Origin of the sequence: Streptomyces sp. NPDC090025, assembly GCF_044748125.1 — a bacterium.
GTDB lineage: Bacteria > Actinomycetota > Actinomycetes > Streptomycetales > Streptomycetaceae > Streptomyces.
Map to the genome: position 1 here is coordinate 981,695 of NZ_JBIVFL010000001.1, position 20,399 is coordinate 1,002,093.

General features: G+C 73.0%; 15 protein-coding genes. 8 read left to right on the forward strand and 7 right to left on the reverse strand.

What is annotated here, in order from left to right; translation table 11 throughout:
* Positions 1–78 precede the first annotated feature (78 nt).
* Entirely contained in the window at positions 79–1,428 is a 1,350-nt protein-coding gene (locus ACIPXM_RS04690) for a DUF4190 domain-containing protein (protein ID WP_401651885.1), read from the forward strand.
* Positions 1,429–1,664: 236 nt separating this feature from the next.
* Here ACIPXM_RS04690 and ACIPXM_RS04695 read toward each other — a convergent pair whose 3' ends face one another.
* Positions 1,665–3,044 carry a glycoside hydrolase family 18 protein gene (locus ACIPXM_RS04695; RefSeq protein ID WP_401651887.1) on the reverse strand — a complete coding sequence of 460 codons (1,380 nt, stop codon included), beginning with the start codon at positions 3,042–3,044 and terminating at the stop codon, positions 1,665–1,667.
* 263 nt (positions 3,045–3,307) lie between these two features.
* Here ACIPXM_RS04695 and ACIPXM_RS04700 point away from each other — a divergent pair, with 263 nt between their 5' ends.
* The 6 genes from ACIPXM_RS04700 (at position 3,308) to ACIPXM_RS04725 (ending at position 10,538) form a co-directional block, all read left to right on the forward strand.
* Positions 3,308–4,060, forward strand: coding sequence for a GntR family transcriptional regulator (locus ACIPXM_RS04700; protein ID WP_401651889.1), 753 nt, complete (start codon positions 3,308–3,310; stop codon positions 4,058–4,060).
* A gap of 194 nt (positions 4,061–4,254) precedes the next feature.
* Positions 4,255–6,012: a purine-cytosine permease family protein gene (locus ACIPXM_RS04705; protein ID WP_401652501.1), complete on the forward strand. Its 1,758-nt coding sequence runs from the start codon at positions 4,255–4,257 to the stop codon at positions 6,010–6,012.
* Between the two features lie 162 nt (positions 6,013–6,174).
* On the forward strand, positions 6,175–6,360 hold the full coding sequence (locus tag ACIPXM_RS04710; RefSeq protein ID WP_401651891.1) for an SPOR domain-containing protein: 186 nt from the start codon (positions 6,175–6,177) through the stop codon (positions 6,358–6,360).
* Positions 6,361–6,502: 142 nt separating this feature from the next.
* Complete coding sequence (locus ACIPXM_RS04715) at positions 6,503–6,931, forward strand: (deoxy)nucleoside triphosphate pyrophosphohydrolase (RefSeq protein WP_401651893.1); 429 nt, start codon at positions 6,503–6,505, stop codon at positions 6,929–6,931.
* A gap of 130 nt (positions 6,932–7,061) precedes the next feature.
* The gene (locus tag ACIPXM_RS04720; RefSeq protein ID WP_401651895.1) at positions 7,062–7,649 is read left to right on the forward strand and encodes an ATP-binding protein; all 588 of its coding nucleotides are present in this window, start codon (positions 7,062–7,064) and stop codon (positions 7,647–7,649) included.
* 144 nt (positions 7,650–7,793) lie between these two features.
* Complete coding sequence (locus ACIPXM_RS04725) at positions 7,794–10,538, forward strand: SpoIIE family protein phosphatase (protein ID WP_401651897.1); 2,745 nt, start codon at positions 7,794–7,796, stop codon at positions 10,536–10,538.
* Positions 10,539–10,624: 86 nt separating this feature from the next.
* Here ACIPXM_RS04725 and ACIPXM_RS04730 read toward each other — a convergent pair whose 3' ends face one another.
* The 6 genes from ACIPXM_RS04730 to ACIPXM_RS04755 form a co-directional block, all read right to left on the reverse strand.
* Positions 10,625–11,332 (reverse strand): PspA/IM30 family protein, encoded by a 708-nt coding sequence (locus ACIPXM_RS04730; protein ID WP_401651899.1) that lies wholly within the window; start codon positions 11,330–11,332, stop codon positions 10,625–10,627.
* 99 nt (positions 11,333–11,431) lie between these two features.
* Positions 11,432–13,570: a TPM domain-containing protein gene (locus ACIPXM_RS04735; RefSeq protein ID WP_401651901.1), complete on the reverse strand. Its 2,139-nt coding sequence runs from the start codon at positions 13,568–13,570 to the stop codon at positions 11,432–11,434.
* Between the two features lie 120 nt (positions 13,571–13,690).
* Positions 13,691–14,461: a succinate dehydrogenase/fumarate reductase iron-sulfur subunit gene (locus tag ACIPXM_RS04740; protein ID WP_401651903.1), complete on the reverse strand. Its 771-nt coding sequence runs from the start codon at positions 14,459–14,461 to the stop codon at positions 13,691–13,693.
* Positions 14,458–16,425: a fumarate reductase/succinate dehydrogenase flavoprotein subunit gene (locus ACIPXM_RS04745; RefSeq protein ID WP_401651905.1), complete on the reverse strand. Its 1,968-nt coding sequence runs from the start codon at positions 16,423–16,425 to the stop codon at positions 14,458–14,460. Before ACIPXM_RS04745 ends, ACIPXM_RS04740 begins: the two co-directional genes overlap by 4 nt.
* 1 nt (position 16,426) lies before the next feature.
* On the reverse strand, positions 16,427–17,257 hold the full coding sequence (locus tag ACIPXM_RS04750) for a hypothetical protein (protein WP_401651907.1): 831 nt from the start codon (positions 17,255–17,257) through the stop codon (positions 16,427–16,429).
* A 16-nt stretch (positions 17,258–17,273) separates the two neighbouring features.
* Entirely contained in the window at positions 17,274–17,501 is a 228-nt protein-coding gene (locus ACIPXM_RS04755) for a hypothetical protein (RefSeq protein WP_401651909.1), read from the reverse strand.
* 249 nt (positions 17,502–17,750) lie between these two features.
* Between ACIPXM_RS04755 and ACIPXM_RS04760 the strand changes: the two genes are divergently transcribed.
* Complete coding sequence (locus ACIPXM_RS04760) at positions 17,751–20,180, forward strand: ABC transporter family substrate-binding protein (protein ID WP_401651911.1); 2,430 nt, start codon at positions 17,751–17,753, stop codon at positions 20,178–20,180.
* The last annotated feature ends 219 nt before the right edge of the window (positions 20,181–20,399 follow it).

Below are 20,399 nucleotides of genomic sequence, written 5' to 3' on the forward strand. Positions count from 1 at the left end.
TCGCCGATCACCCGGTCGCCGACCACCGATCACCGGATTCCCGGCCCCGACGCCGAGAACCTCAGGAGCACCGTACTCGTGGACCCCGCCCAGCCGCCGCAGGAATTTCCGAGCCCTGACCAGGCCCCTGACCAGGGCCAGGCCCCCGACCAGGGCCAGGCCCCCGACCAGGGCCAGGCCCCCGCGCCGGCCGCCCCCGCGGACGCTCCCGCCCCGCCGCCCTACCCGGCCGCCCCCGGCCCGTACGGCGCGCAGGCCCCCGGCCCGTACACCGCGCCGCCGGTCGGCCCCCACCCGGCCTACGGCCAGAGCTACGGGCCGGGGCAGCCCGGCCCCTACGGCCCCTACGGCCCGTACGGGGCGCTCCCGCCGCGCCGGACCACCAACGCGTTCGCCGTCGCCTCACTGGTCTCCGGCATCGTGTGCTGCCTGCCGCCGCTCGGTCTCGTCTTCGGCCTGATCGCGCTGCCGCAGATCAAGAAGCGGCAGCAGGGCGGCAAGGGCATGGCCGTCAGCGGTGTCATCCTGTCCTCGCTCGCGACCCTCCTGGTGATCATCGGCCTGGTCACGGGCGGCATCGGGGACGCCTGGCGGGACTTCGAGCAGGGCATGGACGAGGCGGCGCAGGACTCGGCGTTCTCGCTCCGCGCCGGTGACTGCTTCCGGATCAAGGGCAAGCTGGAGTCGTACACCGAGAACGTCGACACCGTGCCCTGCACCTCCGCGCACGAGGGCGAGGTCACCGGCACGTTCAAGCTGACCACGTTCACCAAGTGGCCGGGCGAGGACGCCATCGACAAGCTCGCGGCCGAGCGCTGCGAGACGGTCAACACCGGCTACGCGATGGACACCTGGGCGGTCCCCGCGCAGGCCGTCACCTACTACTACCTCCCCACCAAGCAGAGCTGGCGGCTCGGGGACCGCACGGTGACCTGCGCCCTGGCGGTGGAGAAGAAGCCGTTGTCCGTCTCCGTACGCGGCGACGCCAGCACCCTGGACGCGAACCAGCTGCTGTTCCTGCGGAGCATGAACCCGATCGACGACGCCGTCTTCGAGGAGCCGGACGAGGACGCCGACACCGACCTCGCCGCCAACACGGCCTGGGCCCGCCAGGTGCACGGCACGATCGTCTCGGCGCGCACCGGGCTGAGCGGCGCCGCCTGGCCCGAGGCGTCCCGCGCCCCGCTCGCGAAGCTGACGACGAAGCTCGAAACGGCGGCCCGCCTGTGGAACAAGCTGGCCGTGGCGAAGGACTCCGACGCCTTCTGGGACGTCTACGAGGACGCGTACGACGCGCTGTCCAACGACATCGCGGTCGACTCCCGCAAGGCCCTCGACCTGGCCCACGTCGTCCCGGACGGCGACAGCGACAGCACCGGCGGTGGCACGGGCGGTGGCACGGGCGGCGACACCGGCAAGAAGGTCTGACGTACGGGAGTGGGGGCGGGGCCGGCATCGGACCCGCCCCCACTCCTCATGTCCCCCGGGGGCGGCGACGGCTAGGGCCTGTCTGACAATTCCCGTCGGGTCCGGCCCGCCCGGCACGCACGCTCGCCGCACGGCCGGGGCGCCCAAGTAGCTCCGCTACAAGGGCGCCCCGGCCGCACGCCGATCGCACGCACCGAACGCCCCGGCCTGATCCGACGCGAATTGTCAGACAGGCCCTAGCGGTGTCCGCCCAGGACCCCGTGCACGGCGCCGATCAGCTGCCCGTCCGCGGTGTCCCCGTCGAGCGACCAGAACATCGCGCCGCCGAGGCCCTTCGCCCGGACGTACGCCGACTTGGTGCGCAGCACCTGCGGGTCGTCGTAGGTCCACAGGGTGGTGCCGTCGAACAGCCAGGCGTGGCCGCCCTTGCGGTCGCGGTGGACGGTGTACGCCCCCGAGTCCGCGAGCTTCTTCAGTGCCTTGTAGTCCTCCGAGCCCGCCGCCCAGGTGCCGGGCGCCGCGCCGGTGGCCGGCTTGCCGAGGCCGGTGCCGCCGCCGGTGACGCCGGTCCAGCCCTGGCCGTAGAACGGCATGCCGACGACCAGCTTGCGGGCGGGGGCGCCGCGGCGCAGCCAGTCGTTCACGGTCTGGTCGACGCTGAAGTCGCCGCGGGCCGCGAAGAGCGCGGACTGCTGGGCGGTGGTGGTCTCCCAGCTGCCGTGGAAGTCGTAGCCCTGGAGGTTGACGAAGTCGAAGTCCCGCATGATCTTGCGGACTTCGAAGCCCGCGTCGATCTTGGCGGGCGCGGTCGGCACGAACGCCGACAGCTCGTAGTGGGTGCGCTTCTTCTGGGTGCGGGCGTAGGCGTCGAGCTGGGTGCGGAACTCCCGTACCAGCGCGGTGAAGTTCTGCTTGTCCTCGGGGCGGTAGACGGTGTCGGTGTCGCCCGCCGAGCCCGGCCACTCCCAGTCGATGTCGATGCCGTCGAAGAGGCCCTTCGCCGCTCCGGCGCCGCCGCGGGCGCCGTCGGCGGGCAGGTTGCCCTTGAGGTAGAGGTCGACGCAGGAGGCGACGAGCGCCTTGCGCGAGGCGGGGGTGCGGGCCGCGTCGGAGAAGTGGGTGGACCAGCTCCAACCGCCCAGCGAGATCATGACCTTGAGGCCGGGGTGCTTCGCCTTGAGCTCGCGCAGCTGGTTGAAGTTGCCCGCGAGCGGCTGGTCCGCGGTGTCGGCGACGCCGTCGACCGAGCCCGCCGCGTCGAGCGGGCGGACGTAGTCGGCCCAGGCGTCGGCCTCGCCGGGGACGTTCCCGGTGAAGCACTTGCCGTCCGCGCTCACGTTGCCGAAGGCGTAGTTGATGTGGGTGAGCTTGGCGGCGGCGCCGCTCGTGTCCAGGTCCTTGACCTGGAAGTTCCGTCCGTAGACGCCCCATTGGGTGAAGTAGCCGACCCGCTTGTACGCGGGCTTGGCGGCGTGCGAGGTGGCGTGCGTGGCGGTGTGCTCGGCGGCGGGGCCGTGCTGCCGGTCGGGGGTGGCGCCCGCGGAGGGCGCGAGGGTGGCGACGAGGCCGAGGGAGACCGCGGCGACGGACAGCCGGGAAAGGGTTCTGCGACGCATGGGGCTCATTTCCTGTGCGTGGTGCCGGAACGGAGCGGTGCGCACAGGAAGTTATTGGTCTGGACCATTAACGTCAAGGTCGCCGACGCGGGTAATGTCTGGAAATCCGACAGGAGTTCGGTGGTCGCACGGGCGGCTATACCCGCGCGGAGGGGTCGCGTAAAGGGAAATCATCACTTCGGGTGAAACTTTGGCCCATGCTTGCGGCTGTGCACCCTCGGTTGTCAGGCTGTAGCTGACAGTCAAGCTGAGGGGAGTGTCCAGTGACGTTCGGTGAGCAGCCCGCCTATTTGCGCGTGGCGAGCGATCTCCGCGAGAAGATCGCCAACGGCTCGCTTCCGCCGCACACCCGGCTGCCCTCGCAGGCGCGCATCCGCGAGGAGTACGGGGTCTCGGACACCGTCGCACTGGAGGCGCGCAAGGTCCTGATGGCCGAGGGCCTGGTCGAGGGCCGTTCGGGATCCGGCACCTATGTGCGCGAGCGCCCGGTGCCGCGCCGGATCGCCCGCTCCGGCTATCGGCCCGCCGCCGGTGCCAGCCCGTTCCGGCAGGAGCAGGCCACCGAGGGCGCGCGCGGCACCTGGGAGTCCGGCAGCGAGCAGGAGCCCGCGAGCGCGGAGGTCGCCGCCCGGCTCGGCATCGAGCCGGGGGAGCGGGTGATGCGGACGCGGTACGTGTTCCGGGACGCGGGCGAGCCGATGATGCTCTCCACCTCCTGGGAGCCGCTCACGGTCACCGGCCGCACCCCCGTGATGCTCCCCGAGGAGGGGCCGCTCGGCGGCTGCGGGGTGGTCGAGCGGATGGCGGCGATCGACGTGGTCGTGGACAACGTGGTGGAGGAGGTCGCCGCCCGCCCCGGGCTCGCGGAGGAGCTGCTGACCCTCGGCGGGGTGCCCGGCCATGTGGTGATGGTGATCGAGCGGACGTACTTCGCGTCGGGCCGGGCGGTGGAGACGGCCGATGTGGTCGTCCCGGCCGACCGCTTCAAGGTGGCGTACCACCTGCCGGTGCGCTGAGGGGGCCCGTCCCCGGCCCCGCGCCCGCTGGGCGGGGTCGCGTGTCCGGGTGGGTTCACGTCGAGTTGACGAGGTGCCGGATTCCGTAACCGGCGGGCAACGCCGGGCCGTGACGGTTCGACACGCCCCACTCCTAGCTTGCCCGTCCGTACCCGCACACCGGCCGGACGACAGGAGCCCCCATGACGGACCCGATGACGGACACCGCCACCCGCGGCAGCGCCGCCACCCCCGCACCCCCGCCGCCCCCGTCCGGCCCGTCGGCCGAGGCACCGGCCCGGCGCCGGTACGCGCGGCTCGCCGCCGACGAGAGCCGCGAGGACTACTCGCTGCGCTACGCCCCGCACTCCTTCCGGCGCTGGTCGCCGGGGACCGTCGCCGGTACCGCGCTCGGTGGCATCGCCTATCTCGCCGACTTCGCCATCGGAGCCTCGATCGTCTTCACGTACGGCTTCACCAGCGGGTTCGCCTCGATCCTCACCGCCGCCGTGATCATCTTCCTGACCGGCATCCCGATCGCCCGGGCCTGCGCCCGCTACGGCCTCGACATGGACCTGATCACCCGGGGCGCGGGCTTCGGCTACTTCGGCTCCACCCTCACCTCGCTCATCTACGCCTCCTTCACCTTCATCTTCTTCGCGCTCGAAGGCTCGATCATGGCCCAGGCCATGCACCAGGCCGTCGGCCTTCCGCTGCCCGTCGGCTATCTGCTCACCACCCTCATCGTGATCCCGATCGTGTTCCGGGGGATGGGCGCGCTCGCCAAGGTGCAGGCGTGGACGCAGCCGCTGTGGCTCGTGGGGCTCGTCCTGCCGTTCCTGGTCCTCGCCTTCGAGGCGCCGGACGCCTGGGGTTCGTTCACGTCGTTCGGCGGCACCGAGGGGGCGGGCGCGGGCTTCTCCTGGATCGGCTTCGGGCTCGGCACCGGCGTCGCGCTCTCGCTCATCGCGCAGATCGGCGAGCAGGCCGACTATCTGCGCTTCATGCCGGCGAGGACGGCGGCGAACGCGCGCCGCTGGAACCTCGCCGTGCTCGCCGCCGGGCCCGGCTGGGTCGTGATCGGCGCGGCCAAGCAGCTCGGCGGCGCGTTCCTCGCCTTCGTCGCGCTCGAAGCGGTCGGCAAGACCCACGCCCTGGAGCCGATCGCCCCGCAGATCGAGGCGCTGCGGCCGTGGCTCGGCTCCTTCGCGCTGCCCGCCGCCGCGCTGTTCGTGATCGTCTCCCAGATCAAGATCAACGTCACCAACGCCTACAGCGGCTCGCTGTCCTGGTCGAACTTCTTCTCCCGGGTCACCCACCGCCACCCCGGCCGGGTCTGGTACATCTTCCTCAACCTCGCCATCGCGCTGACGCTGATGGAACTGAACATGTTCGCGGCCCTGAACAAGCTGCTCGGCTTCTACTCCAACGTCGGCATCGCCTGGATCGCGGCCGTCGCCGCCGACCTCGTCATCAACAAGCGGGCCGGGTGGAGTCCGCCGTACATCGAGTTCAAGCGGGCCTATCTGTACGCGGTGAACCCGGCCGGGTTCGGTGCGATGGCGGTCGCCTCGGTCGTCTCCATCCTGGCCTTTTTCGGCCTTTTCGGGACGTACGCGCAGGCGTTCTCGACCTTCATCGCCGCCGGGCTCGCGCTGCTGCTCTGCCCGCTGATCACCTGGGCCACCAAGGGCCGCTACTACCTGGCCCGGCCCAACCCGGTGACCGGCCCTGACGCCGAGGTCGCGGACCTGACGGCCACCCATGAGTGCGCCGGGTGCGAGACGGCGTACGAGCTGCCCGACATCGTCGACTGCCCGGCCCGTTCCGGCCCGGTCTGCTCGCTGTGCTGCTCGCTCGACGCGGAGTGCGGCGACGTCTGCCGCAAGGATCCGTCGGCCGCCGGTACGGTGCTGCTCCCGGTCCCGACCCTGCCCAAGGCGCCCGCGACCGGGGGCGCGAACCCCCGCTGAAAGCGGTCGGGGCCCCTCCGTCGGTGGTTACTGGCCAGATACGTATCTCTTTGTGAAAACACGTATCCGCTGCGTGAAGTCCAGGCGTAAGCTCGGGCATATGCGCAGCGCGGTTTCCAGGAGATCGTCAGAAGCGGCCGGACCGGCGGAGGGAGAACCCCGATGAGCGAGAGCGGTCCCGACCTTTCCTGGCTGGTCATACGCCAGGACGACAACGGCAACCGCTACCGCGTCGGGCGGTACGCGACGAAGGACGAGGCCCAGCGGGTCGCCGACAGCCTCGACGACCGCGGCCACAAGCAGCTCTACTGGGTCGAGCGGATCGGCGAACCGGCGCTCGACGTCTGAGCGCGCCCCCGCGAGCACGCGTCGTGCCGCCGGGCACGCGTCCTGCCGCCGGGCGTGCGTCCTGGCCCCGAGCGCGGGTCCTGACTCCGGGCATGAGCTCCGGTTCCGGGGCCCGGTCGGCGCCCGGGTTACGCTCCGGCGCATGACCGAACACCCCACCGCCCCCGTCGTGGTCGTCGCCGCGGCCCTCTACGACGACCGGGGGCGGCTGCTCGCCGCCCGCCGCAGTGCCCCCGCCGAGCTCGCCGGACGCTGGGAACTGCCCGGCGGCAAGCTGGAGCCGCCGGAGACCCCCGAACAGGCCCTGGTCAGGGAGTTGCGCGAGGAGCTGGGCGTCGACGCCGAGGTGGTCGAGCGGGTGCCGGGCGAGTGGCCGCTGAAGCCCGGCTATGTGCTCCGGGTGTGGAGCGCGCGGCTGCGCCCCGGCTCACCGGAGCCGAAGCCGCTCCAGGATCACGACGAACTGCGCTGGCTGGCCCCGGACCAGTCGGCCGAGCTGGCGTCGGTCGACTGGCTCGACCAGGACCGGCCCGCCGTCGCGGCGGCGGTGCGCCGGGTCCCGCGCGGCTGACCGGAGGGCGTGCGCGCCGTACGTCTACGCCGTTCGTGCCACCGTGCGCCGACCGGGCCGGTCGGCGGGATATCCCACTCCTAATATCGGGTATGTCGTCATTAACCCCCCGAAATAGGACGTGGGCCACGTGATCGACACCGAGGGCGACATCGCCGAGTGGCACTTTCCCGCGGAGGCCAACGCCGTGCGCACGGCACGGCACGCGGTGCGCGACACCCTGAGGGTCTGGGAGCTCGACCGGGTCGTCGGTGATGTGACCGTGCTGCTCGTGAGCGAGCTGGTCACCAACTCCCTGCGGTACGCCTCCGGGCCGATCGGCGTCCGGCTGGTCCGCCTGGGGACGGGCGCGGGCGCGGGCCCGGGTGCCGGGCCGGGTTCGGGGCCGGGTTCGGGACCGGGATCCGTCCCCGGTGCGGGCCCGGGGCACGGCAGCGGGCACCACCTCGGCGACGGCTCGGACCCCGGCCTCCGGCCCGGCCCCGGCCGCCGCCCCGACCCCGCCGCGGGACCCGCCCCAGGCCCCGGCCACGGCCCCGCACTCCTCGTGGAAGTCTCCGATCCGCTTCCGGACAAACCCACCGAACGGCCCGCGGGACCGGACGACGAAGGCGGTCGCGGACTCCAACTGGTGGCGTGCTCCGCGCGCCGCTGGGGTATCCGGGCCGGGAGCGGCGGGAAAACCGTGTGGTTCGAGCTGGCCCTGCCTGGTGAGTAAAGAGGGTGGGACGACGATCAGCGGGCCCCGGCCGGAAACGACCGAGACCACCCTGTGATCGTGAACGTCGTGCCGACGGGGGCCATGGTGCTGAATACTGCCGTCATGGCCGGTCCGGTGCGGTGAGCTGGAGGGGACGGTCGCGTGAGCGAGATACCTGAGACGGCGAGCGATGCCGGCGGTGCTGTCGTGTGGCAGAGCAGCCCGCCCGGGTCGATCTATGACTACATCCGGGTCGCCTCTTTCTCGATAGGCCCGGACGGGCTGGTCGACCAGTGGAGCAGGCGGGCCGTCGACCTGTTCGGCGTGACCGCCGAGGAGGCCAGGGGCAAGGACCCGGTCGACGCCTTCATGCCGCCCGACCTGCGCGAGCGCGGACACCGCAGGGTCCGGGAGATCCTCGACGGCAAGGAGTGGACGGGCCTGGTCCCGTTCCGGATGCCCGGCGAGGACCGCCCGCACGGCATCGCCGAGATGTACGTGATGCCGAGCGAGACGGCGACGGGGGAGCGGGCCGCCCTGTGCATCGTGGTCGACGTGCGCGCCCTGCGCCGTATCGAGACCGACCTCGCCGCGTCCCAGGCCATTTTCGGACAGTCCCCGTTCGGTTTCCTGCTCTTCGGCACCGACCTCACGGTGAAGCGGGCCAACCGGCGCTTCGCCACCGTCTTCGGCGGCTCCGCCGACGACCACCGGGGCCGGACCGTGTACGACTACCTCACCCGGCCCGAGGCCGACCGGATGACGGCCGCGCTGCGCAAGGTCCTGGAGACCGGCGAGTCCGTCTCCGAGCTCCAGATCATCGGCGCCCCGCCCGGCTCCAGCGACCGGCGGCACTGGTCGATCAACCTCTACCGGGTGCACAGCGGCTCCGGCCGGCCGGTCGGCGTCGCCGGGCTCGGCATCGATGTGACCCGCCGCCAGAACGCGGCCCGCGAGGCCGCCAGCGCCCGCCGCAACCTCGCCCTCCTCAACGAGGCAGGGGCCAGGATCGGCAACTCGCTCGACCTGGAGGCCACCGCGCGCGAACTCCTCGACGTGGCCGTGCCCGGCTTCTGCGACCTCGCCGCCGTCGACCTCTACCAGGGGCTGCTCACCGGCGACGAGGCGCCGCCGGGCCGCTGGGGCAGCTCGCACGACGTCGGCTACGGGGCGGGCAGCGCGGAACTGCGCCGGGTCGCCGTCGCCAGCGCCGTACCGGCCGGGACCGTACGGGTCGGCAGGCCACGCCCGAGCACGGAGGACGGACCACGGCCCGACGCCCCGGCACCGGCCCACCCGACGACAACCCACCCGACGACAACCGGCCCGACCACCGCCGCACCGGGCGGCGCGACCACCGCCGACCCGGCACCGGCCGACCCGGCGCCGGAGGCGCGGCCCGCCCCCGCCCCGCCGCACGACATCTGCGGCGACACCCACCCCATCGAGGTCGGCTCCGTCCACCGCTACGCCTTCAACTCGCCGTGCGCCGGGGCGCTGCGCACCGGCCGGGTGGGGACCGTGCCCGGCGCCGAGGACGGTCTGGTGCAGTCGACGCTCGTCGTCCCGATGGTCGCCCAGGACACCGTGGTCGGCCTGGTGCAGTTCTCCCGGGTCAAGGGCAGTGAGCCGTTCGGCGAGCGGGACCGCGCGCTCGCCGTCGAACTCGCCGCCCGCGCCGCCGTCTGCATCGACAACGCCCGGCTCTACCGGCGCGAGCACGAACGCGCCCTCATCCTCCAGCGCAGCCTGCTGCCGCCCGGTGACCCGGAGGCGGCCGGTCTCGACATCGCCTGCCGCTATCTGCCCGGCACCGTCGGCTCCGAGGTCGGTGGCGACTGGTTCGACGTCATCGAACTGCCAGGACACCGCACCGCCCTCGTCATCGGCGACGTCATGGGCCGCGGCCTGCGCGCCGCCGTCGCCATGGGCGAACTGCGCACCGCCGTCCGCACCCTGGCCCAGCTCGACCTGGAACCCGCCGAGGTGCTGTCCCACCTCGACGAGATCGCCCGCGGTCTCGGCGCGCCCGCCGGGGCCCAGCAGTCGGCGCGCGCCCACAAGGCGCGCGGTCCCGAGCTGGCCGAGGTCTATCTCGCCACCTGTGTGTACGCGGTGTACGACGCCGTCACCCGCCGGGTCACCTTCGCCAACGCGGGCCATCTGCCGCCGGTCCTGGTCGAACCCGGCGGGGAGGCGCTGCTGCTCGACGTGCCGCCGGGGATGCCGCTCGGCGTCGGCGGCGAGCCGTTCGAGGAGGTGCAGGTCGAACTGCCCGACGGGGCGCTGCTCGCGCTCTACACCGACGGGCTCGTCGAGTCCCGCGACCATCCGCTCGACGAGGGCCTGAGCGCGTTCCGCAACGCGCTCACCCAGCCGGAGCGGCCTCTTGAGGACGTCTGCGACCACGTCCTGACGACGCTCGACACCCGGCACGGCGAGGACGACATCGCGCTGCTGATGGCCAGGGTGCGGGGGCTGCCCAGCGAGGCGGTCGGCGACTGGCGGCTGCCCAGGGAGCCGCGCTCGGTCGGCCGGGCCCGCGAACTGGCCCGGGCCCAGCTCGCGGGATGGGACCTGGAGCCGCTGGTCGACACCGTCGAGCTGCTCGTCAGCGAGCTGGTCACGAACGCGCTGCGGTACGGCGAGGGCGAGATCAGGCTGCGGCTGCTGCTCGACCGGACGCTGGTCTGCGAGGTGTGGGACTCGGGCCTGGTCCAGCCGCGGCGGCGGCGCGCGAAGGACACCGACGAGGGCGGCCGGGGCCTCCAACTGGTCGGGCTGCTGAGCGCGGCCTGGGGGTCACGTCGTACCCCGCGCGGCAAGACCGTCTGGTTCGAGTTGCAGCTGCCGGACGGCGAAGGGGCCGCCGAACCGACCGTCGACCAGCTGCTCAGCATGTTCTGAGGGCCGGGGGCGGTCCGCGAGGACGCCCCTGCCCCCCCGCCCCGAGAGCCTGGCCCCGCCGAAAGCCCGCTCCCGCCAAGAGCCCGCTACCCCTTCAGCTTGGCGAGCCGGGCCTCGATCTCCGCCTGGTCGCCAAGCGCGTCCAGCTGCTCGAACTGCGCGTCGAGCGACGACGCCGCCAGCTCCTGCTTGCCGAGCGCCCTGGCCTCCTCGCGGCGCACCTTGTCCTCGAAGCGGTTGAGCTCGCTGGTCGGGTCGAGGACGTCGATGTTCTTCACGGCGTCCATCATCTGGTTCTGCGCCTGGGCCGACTTGGCGCGCGCGACCAGCTCGTCCCGCTTGGCCTGGAGCTCGCTCAGCTTGCCCTTCATCTGGTCGAGGCCGGTCTTGAGCTTGGCCACCACCTCGGTCTGCGCGGCGATGGTCGGTTCGGCGGTGGCCGCCTCCTTCTCCGACTGGAGCTGGCGGCCGAGGGCGACCTTGGCGAGGTCGTCGAAGCGGTCGGCCTCCGCCGTCTGGCCCGCGCCCCGCAGCTCGTCGCCCTTGCGGCTGGCGGCGAGCGCCTTCTCGCCCCACTCCTTGGCCGCGTCCACGTCCTCCTGGTGGTCCTGCTCCATCAGCCGCAGATTGCCGATGGTGGCGGCGATCGCCTGCTCGGCCTCGCCGATGTTGTTGGAGTAGTCGCGGATCAGCTGGTCCAGCATCTTCTGCGGATCCTCGGCCTGGTCGAGGAGGGCGTTGATGTTGGCCTTGGCCAGCTGGGTGACCCGGCCGAGGATGGTCTGCTTGCTCATGGTCGGACTCCTTGCGTGCGGATGCGCGTACGGAACAGGCGACGGGAGACGGGCGAACGAGAGAGGTACGGGTACTCGGGTACGGGAACGGGGGCACGGTCAGAAGCGGCCGCCACCGCCCAGCCGGCCGCGGGTCCCGCCGCCGCCGAAGCTCCCGGGACCCCCGCCGAGACCACCACCACCGCCCCGGCCCCCGCCGCCGAAGCCCCCGCCGTAACCACCACCGCGGCCGCCGCCCCCGCCGCCGAACAGGCCGCCGAGGATGATCCCGCCGAGCACCGCGCCGCCGAGCCCGCCGCCCCCGGCCCCGCGCTGACCGGCCGGGCCGCCGCCGAAGCCGTCGGGGTTGCCGTACCGCCGCACGTCCTGTTCGGCGAGGTCCTGGGCGCGCCGGGCGAGGGCGTCGGCCTGCTGGGCCTCGGCGAGCGCGGCCGTGGGGTCGGACGCGGCGAGCTGCGCCGAGGCGTCGAGCCGCCGCTGGGCCTCGGCGAGCCGGGTGCGGGCCTCGGCGCCGACGGCGCCGCGGTGGGTGGTGATGTAGTCGCCGGCCGCGCCGATGGCGGAGCGGGCGGTGAGCGTGGCCTGGTCGAGCAGGGCGGCGGCGCGCCGGGTGCCGGACTCGCGTTCGCGGGCGCCGACCAGGGCGTCGTCGAGGGCGGTGTCGGCCTCCTCGATCCGCCGCAGTGCCTCGATCGGGTCGTACCGGCCGGTCTCCATCGCGGTGCGGACGTCGGCGAGGACGGATTCGGCGCGGCCGATCCGGCCGCGCAGGTCGGCGGTCGGCACGCCCTCGGCGGTGCCCTGGAGCAGGCCGCGGGCGTCGGCGAGGTCGGCCTCGGTCTCGGTCAGCATGGCGGACAGCCGGCCGACGGCCTCGGCGAGTTCCTGGGCCCTGCGGTCGACGGCCTCGATCAGCCGGGCGGCCTGGTCGACGGCGCCCTCGGCGGCCCGGATCTGGACGGCGGCGCCGCCGTTGTCGCCCTGGTCGATGAGCTGGCGGGCGTGGTTGACGGTGCTGGTCGCGAACACCAGCCGGTCCTTGGCCTGTTCGACGTCGCCGGAGACGGGGGCGGCGGCGGAGTCGGTGTAGCGCTCGCGCATCGCGGTGAGCGCGGCCTGCGCGGTGCCCACTCGGCCGGTCTGCTCGCGGAACGCGGCCTCGACGGCGGCCAGCGCCTCGGGGGCGGTGCGTTCCAGGTCGCGCAGCCGGTCGAAGTCGGCGGACTCGGCGTCGAGCCGGGTGTTGACGTCGGCGCAGCGGGCGAGGATCTCCTCCAGCATCGCTCGGCGGGTGGCGTCGTCCTCGGGGAAGGCGTCGTCGAGCTGCTGGCGCAGCCGGAAGGCGGCGGTCAGCTCGCCCTCGGCGTAGCGCACGGCCTCGGTGAAGGGGGTCACGGCGTCGTCGCCGAACTGGGCGGTGGCGAAGCCCAGCTCCTCCTTGCTGGTGCGGACGGCGTCGTCGGTGGCGACGAGGGCATGCCGGGCGCGACCGTCCAGTTCGGCGAGGGTCGGCTGCGGCGGCCCCTTGGGGGTGCCCCAGCCCGGTCCCGTACCGCCCGTTCCGCTGCCGCCGCCCGGGGTGGTGCGGGTCGCGGTCCTGCGGCGGCGTTTGGTGTACGCGTACGCGGCGACGGCGCCCGCGCCGCCGACCAGGACGACCGGGAGCACCAGGTCGGAGGCGGTGGTGGTGTCGTCGGCGGGGGAGCCGCCGGGGTCGGCGGGTCCTGGGGTGACGGCGGGCGCGGGGACGGGCTGTCCGGCGAGGACGGCGGTGTAGCCGTTCGCGGCGCCGATGGCGGCGCCCGCCCAGTCGTTCTGGCGCAGCGCGGGTTCGATGGCGGTCCTGGCGACGTCGTCGAGCTGTGCCTGGGTGAAGCGGGAGTCGGGGTCGGCGCTGTAGCCGTACTGCCGGTCGTGGGTGGCGACGGCGAGCAGGACGTCGTCGCGGCCGAGGCCGTTGCGTTCGGCGGTGGTGTCGGCCCAGTTCTGGGCGGAGCGCCCGGAGAAGTCCCGTACGTAGACGACGAAGAGCTGCACCCGGCGGGCGTCGTACAGGCCGTCGAGGGCGCGCACCACCTCGGTCCGCCGGTCGCCGAGGGCGTCGGCCCGGTCGGTGATCTGGCCGTCCCTGGACAGCGTGACGGGGTCGTCGGCCCGGGCGCCGGTCCCGGCGGGCACGAGCAGCCACCACGCCGCCACCAGCGCGGCGAGCAGGGCTCGGGTGGCTGTTCGTGTCACACGTGTCACAAAAGGGAGGTTATGTCCGCCCCTGTGCCCCCGCGACCGGACCGCCGGAGCGACCGGACGCGGCCGGAGCGGACCCCGGCCGCGGGGGACCCCGTGGGGCGGGGCGCCGGGTCAGCCCTTCCGGCGGCGGATCTTGTCGCCCAGCCAGACCACCGGGTCGTACTTGCGGTCCACCACCCGTTCCTTCATGGGGATCAGCGCGTTGTCGGTGATCCTGATGCCTTCCGGGCAGACCTCGGTGCAGCACTTGGTGATGTTGCAGTAGCCGAGGCCGTGCTCGTCCTGCGCGGTACGGCGCCGGTCGAGGCCCGCCTCGGGGGACGCGTCCAGCGGGTGCATGTCGAGTTCCGCGATCCGCATCAGGAAGCGCGGGCCCGCGAAGGCGGTCTTGTTCTCCTCGTGGTCACGGACCACATGGCAGGTGTCCTGGCACAGGAAGCACTCGATGCACTTGCGGAACTCCTGCGAGCGGTCGACGTCCTCCTGTTTCATCCGGTACTCGCCGGGGCCGACTCCGGCGGGCGGCACGAAGGCCGGGATCTCGCGGGCCTTGGTGTAGTTGAAGGACACGTCCGTGACCAGGTCCCGGATCACCGGGAAGGCCCGCATCGGGGTGATGGTGAGGGTCTCGGCGCGGTCGAAGACCGACATCCGGGTCATGCACATCAGCCGCGGCCGGCCGTTGATCTCGGCCGAGCAGGAGCCGCACTTGCCCGCCTTGCAGTTCCAGCGGACGGCCAGGTCGGGGGCCTGGGTGGCCTGGAGGCGGTGCACGATGTCGAGGACGACCTCGCCGTCGTGCACCTCGACGGTGAAGTCGGTGAGCGCCCCGCCGTCGGCGTCGCCGCGCCAGATCCGGAAGCTCGCGTCGTACGTGCTCATGCGTCAGGCCCCTTCGTGTCCGCACCGGAATCGGAACCGGGGCCGGCACCGGAACCGCCAACGGCGCTGCTCGCGTCCAGCTCCTCCGCCGCCAGGTACTTCGCCAGTTCCTCCTTCTCGAACAGGGCGAGCAGATCGGCCCGTACCGGCTCCGTCCGCACCCGTTCGAGCGCGATGCCGCCCGCGCCGCCCTCGACCGCCCGGCACAGCAGGTTCACCGGCCGCCAGGCGCGGTCCATCGCGGGGAAGTCCTCCCGGGTGTGGCCGCCGCGTGACTCGGTCCGCTCCAGGGCCGCGCGGGCCACGCACTCGCTGACCAGGAGCATGTTCCGCAGGTCGAGGGCGAGGTGCCAGCCGGGGTTGAACTGCCGGTGGCCCTCGACGGCGACCCGCCCGGCCCGCTCCCGCAGGGCCGCGATCCGCTCCAGCGCCTCGGCCATCTCGCCCTCCCGGCGGATGATCCCGACCAGGTCGTTCATGGTCTGCTGGAGTTCCTGGTGCAGCGTGTACGGGTTCTCCGGGTCACCCCCGGCCGCGGTGTCGCGGAACGGCGCCAGGGCCTCCGCCCGCGCCGCCGCCACCGCCTCCTCGGCGACCTCGGGGGCCGCCGCCCCGGTCGCGTACTCCGCCGCGTGCAGTCCGGCCCGCCGCCCGAAGACGAGCAGGTCGGAGAGCGAGTTGCCGCCGAGCCGGTTGGAGCCGTGCATCCCGCCCGCGACCTCGCCCGCCGCGAACAGGCCGGGCACCCCGGCCGTCGCCGCCGTCTCGGAGTCGACCGCGATGCCGCCCATCACGTAGTGGCAGGTCGGCCCGACCTCCATCGGCTCGGCGGTGATGTCGACGTCCGCCAGCTCTTTGAACTGGTGGTGCATCGACGGCAGTCGGCGCCTGATCACCTCGGCGGGCATCCGGGTCGACACATCGAGGAACACCCCGCCGTGCGGGGTGCCGCGGCCCGCCTTCACCTCGGAGTTGATCGCCCGGGCCACCTCGTCGCGCGGCAGCAGCTCGGGCGGCCGGCGGTTGTGGTCCGGGTCCTCGTACCAGCGGTCGCCCTCCTCCTCGCTCTGCGCGTACTTCTCCTTGAAGACCTCGGGGATGTAGTCGAACATGAACCTGCGGCCCTCGGAGTTGCGCAGCACCCCGCCGTCGCCGCGCACCGACTCGGTGACCAGGATCCCCTTCACCGACGGCGGCCAGACCATGCCGGTCGGATGGAACTGCACGAACTCCATGTTCACCAGCGGCGCCCCGGCGAGCAGCGCGAGCGCGTGCCCGTCGCCGGTGTACTCCCAGGAGTTGGACGTCACCTTGAAGGACTTGCCGATGCCACCGGTGGCGAGGACGACCGCGGGGGCCTTGAGCACGAAGCAGCGGCCGGTCTCCCGCTCGTAACAGAAGACGCCCGCGACCCGGCCGAAGGCGTCCTTCAGGATCCGGGTGACGGTGCACTCCTGGAAGACCTTCAGACCGCTCTCGTAGTCGCCGGTCGCCCGGTGGTCCTCCTGCTGGAGCTGGACGGTCTGCTGCTGGAGGGTGCGGATCAGTTCGAGCCCGGTGCGGTCGCCGACGTGCGCGAGCCGCGGGTACTCGTGGCCGCCGAAGTTGCGCTGCGAGATCCGGCCGTCGGGGGTGCGGTCGAACAGCGCGCCCCAGGTCTCCAGCTCCCACACCCGGTCCGGCGCCTCCTGCGCGTGCAGTTCGGCCATCCGCCACTGGTTGAGGAACTTCCCGCCGCGCATGGTGTCGCGGAAGTGGGTCTGCCAGGAGTCGTGCGGGTTGGCGTTGGCCATGGAGGCGGCGATGCCGCCCTCGGCCATCACCGTGTGCGCCTTGCCGAAGAGGGACTTGCAGATCACGGCGGTACGGGCGCCCCGCTGCCGTGCCTCGATCGCCGCGCGCAGCCCGGCGCCCCCGGCGCCGACCACGATGACGTCCCAGCGCTGGCTTTCCGTGTCGGTCATGTCAGAAGAACCTCGGGTCGTCGAAGGCGCCGGTGGCGAGCAGGTACACGTACAGGTCGCAGACCGCGACGCTGATCAACGAGGCCCAGGCGAGCCGCATGTGATGGGCGTTCAGCCGCCCGGCCCAGGTCCACAGCCGGTAGCGCACCGGATGCTTCGAGAAGTGCCGCAGCCGTCCGCCGACGACATGGCGGCAGGAGTGGCAGGAGAGCGTGTACGCCCAGATGAGGCCGATGTTGACGACGAAGACCAGGGTGCCGAGCCCGGCGTGGCCCCAGGCGTAGTGCTGGTCGCGGAAGGTCAGCACGGTGTCGTACGTCAGGATGCCCGCGACCGGCAGCGCCAGGTAGAAGAAGTACCGGTGGACGTTCTGCAGGATCAGCGGGAAGCGGGTCTCGCCGGTGTAGCCGCGGTGCGGCTCGGCGACCGCGCAGGCGGGCGGTGACGCCCAGAAGCCCCGGTAGTACGCCTTGCGGTAGTAGTAGCAGGTCAGCCGGAAGCCCAGCGGGAAGATCAGGATGAGCAGCGCGGGCGACAGGCCCCACCAGCTGCCGAACAGCTCCCAGTTGGGGCCGCCGCGCATCGGCGCGCAGTTCTCCGCGAGGCACGGCGAGTAGAACGGCGAGACGTAGGGCGCGGCGTAGTAGTGCGCGTTCGCGAAGGCCCGCCAGGTCGAGTAGGCGATGAAGGCGAGCAGTCCGGCGGCGGTCCCGGCGGGCGCCAGCCACCAGCGGTCGGTGCGCAGATGGCGAGCGGCGATGGCGGCGCGCCCCGGGGAGCGCACCCCCGTCGCCGCCGCTCGACTCGGTGGGGGTTCGGTACCTGTGGCCAACAGGGCCTCCTCGGCTCTACGGCGCGTGGCGGTCGCGTGCTCCCAGGCCCTCGTCGTCGGTGTCCGTCCACAGCCCGCTGTCGTACGGGGTGTCGGGGACGGTCACCATGCTCTCGGCGCGGCCCTCGGGCGGTGGCGCGGGTGCGCCCCGATCCGCTCCGACGCGGCGTTCCAGGTCGTCGACCGTGCGTTCCAGGTCCTGCAGACGGCGCCTGACGGCCGCCAGATCGTCCTGAACGGACATGGTTGCCCTCACTTCCGGAGCGCGGGTCGTACGCGAGTGTCGCGCGTCACATCCCGCTTGTGAAGCCGTGTGCACGGGATTCCACTCGTCCGGAGCGTCTGCGGCGAACGGCGGTTGGGCCGCACGAGTGGGGTTTGCCGGGCGTGCCGCCGTGTCGTCGGCACCTGATCCGCTCCGTCCTTTTCAGTGTATGAGCAATAGGTGTGATCATCTCCAAATGGCATAAAACTGGACGAAGGGGTACAAGTCATGTCCCAGGTCGGCGCCCCTCGCGGGAGGACATGCTCCAGGAGCCCCCGCTCCCGCACGCTCCGCTCCGTCGCCACACTCGGCAGCACCGTCCTCGCCCTCGCCGTACTGGCCGGCTGCTCCTCCGGCGACAGCGGCGACGAGCCGCCCGCCGCCGCCCAGGACAACGCCCCGGCCGCGCGCGAACAGGTCGCCGACGGCGGCACCCTGCGCTGGGCGGTCGACGCGCTGCCCACCACCCTCAACACCTTCCAGGCCGACGCCGACGGCGCCACCGCCCGGATCGCCGGAGCGGTGCTCCCCGCCCTGCACACCCTCGACGAGCGCGGCAGGCCGCGGCTCAACCCCGACTACCTGGAATCGGCCGAGGTCGTCGAGACCGAGCCCAAGCAGGTCGTCCTCTACAAGCTCCACCAGCAGGGGGTGTGGAGCAACGGCCGCGAGATCGGCGCCCCCGACTTCGTCGCCCAGTGGCGCGCCCTCAGCGGCCGCGACACCGCGTACTGGACCGCCCGCAACGCCGGGTACGAGCGGATCGAGAAGATCGAGCGCGGCAAGAACGACCTGGAGGTCCGGGTCACCTTCGCCAAGCCGTACGCCGACTGGCGCGCGCTGTTCTCACCGCTCTACCCGAAGGAGGTGATGGGCAGCCCCAACAGCTTCAACGACGGCGCCCGCACCGCCCTCAAGGCCACCGCCGGTCCCTTCGTCCTCAAGACGGTCGACCGGAAGACCGGCAGCGTCACGCTGGCCCGCAACCCCCGCTGGTGGGGCCAGACCCCCAAGCTCGACAGCCTCGTGCTCACCGCCGTGCCCCGCGACAAGCGGGCCGCCGCGCTCGCCGACGGCACCCTCGACCTCGCCGAGATCGACCGGTCCGCCGCCGAGCGGATCGCGCTCGCGGTACGCGACTCCCGGGCCGGGAACACCGGCGCGGGCGGCGCCCTCGCGCACGGCCCCGGCGCCGGGATCACCCCGGCCGCCGCCCTCAGGTCCTGGGCCCTCGCCCACGGCTCCGACGAGGAGAAGGCCGAGGAGGTCAGGGCCGCCCGGGAGAAGAACCAGCAGGCCATCGCCCGGTACGCGACCGAGCAGAAGGGCCTCGCCGGATTCGTCGTCCGCAAGTCCCTGGAGCCCGCCTACACCCAGCTCTCCCTCAACGGGGAGTCCGGGGCGCTCGCCGACGAGCGGGTCAGGCGCGCGGTGGCCCGGGCCATCGACCGGCGCGAACTGGCCGAGACCGTGCTCAAGCCGCTCGGGCTGCCCGCCGTGCCGCCCGGCAGCCACCTGGCGCTGCTCGGCCAGGCCGCCTACGCCGACAGCAGCGACGCGCTCGGCGGCCAGGACACCAAGGAGGCGCAGGCGCTGCTCGCCGACGCCGGCTGGGTGCCGGGCGGCGCGCTGACCAAGCCCGCCGGGACCAAGGCGGGCAGCGAGGCCGCCAAGAAGGGGGCCGCACAGAAGAAGGAAGGTTCCGCCACGGAGGACGCCGGGGCGGACGGCGCCGAGAAGGCGGCCGAGAAGAAGAAGGACGCCGATGAGAAGGCCCGCCGCGACGACACCGCCTCCGACGACGGCCTCTACATCGTCGGCGACGACAAGCCGGGCGACCGCCCGGCCAGCCCGCTGATCGGCGCGGGCGGCCCGGAGAACGGCACCAACATCCTCGCCCCCGCCCCGGTCGCCGCCTTCCAGGGCGCCGCCCTGCTGCACCAGGCCGAGTCCCTCGACACCGGCACCACCGGCGCGGGCACCCAGGCCCAGTCCCAGGTCCAGGCCCACCCGGTCAAGCCGGTGGCCGGTGCCTACGCGCCGCGCGGCTCCGCCGCCCCGGCCGCCGTGGACACCGCCGCCATGAAGGCGCTCGGCAAGGACGGCAAGCCGCTCAGCCTGCGGTTCGTCCTTCCGTCGGGCCCCGGCTCCGAGTCGCTGCGCGCGGTCGGCGACCGGATCGTCCGGATGCTCGACGCGGTGGGCATCCGTACCGAGGTCACCAAGGTCTCCGACGAGAGCTTCTTCAAGGACCACATCGCCTCCGGCGACTACGACCTGGCGCTCTACTCCTGGCCCGCGACCGCCTTCCCGGCCACCGACGCCCGGCCGATCTTCGCCAAGCCGGAGCCCGCGTCCGACGGCTCGCTGCTCGTCGAGCAGAACTACGCCCGGGTCGGCACCGACCGCATCGACCAGCTCTTCGACCAGGCGGCGGCCACCCTCGACGAGGACGAGGCCCGCGACCTGGTGCGCCAGGCCGACGCCCGGATCTGGGCGGCGGCCGGGTCCATCCCCCTCTACCAGCGCCCGCAGCTGGTGGCCGCCAAGCCCGAGGTCGCGAACGCGGGCGCCTTCGGATTCGCCGCCCCCCGCTACCAGGACATCGGCTTCAAGAAGCCCCGGTCGGCGAACGGCGCCGAGCGCAACAAAAGGTAGGCCGAACACGAGGTGACCGTTCGCGGAAGGTCATGGGACCGAGGCCGTGACAGGGCCCGGCGGGGCTTCGGATCCAGCATCCTGGATCCGGAAGCCCCGCCGGGCCCGGCCCGTACCCCCGGCAGGACCCGGCCCGTCCCCGCACCCCCGGCGACCCGGTCGGAGCAGTGGGGCGCCAAAAACACCCCATTACCCGAAAGCACCCCGAAAATCCAAGTC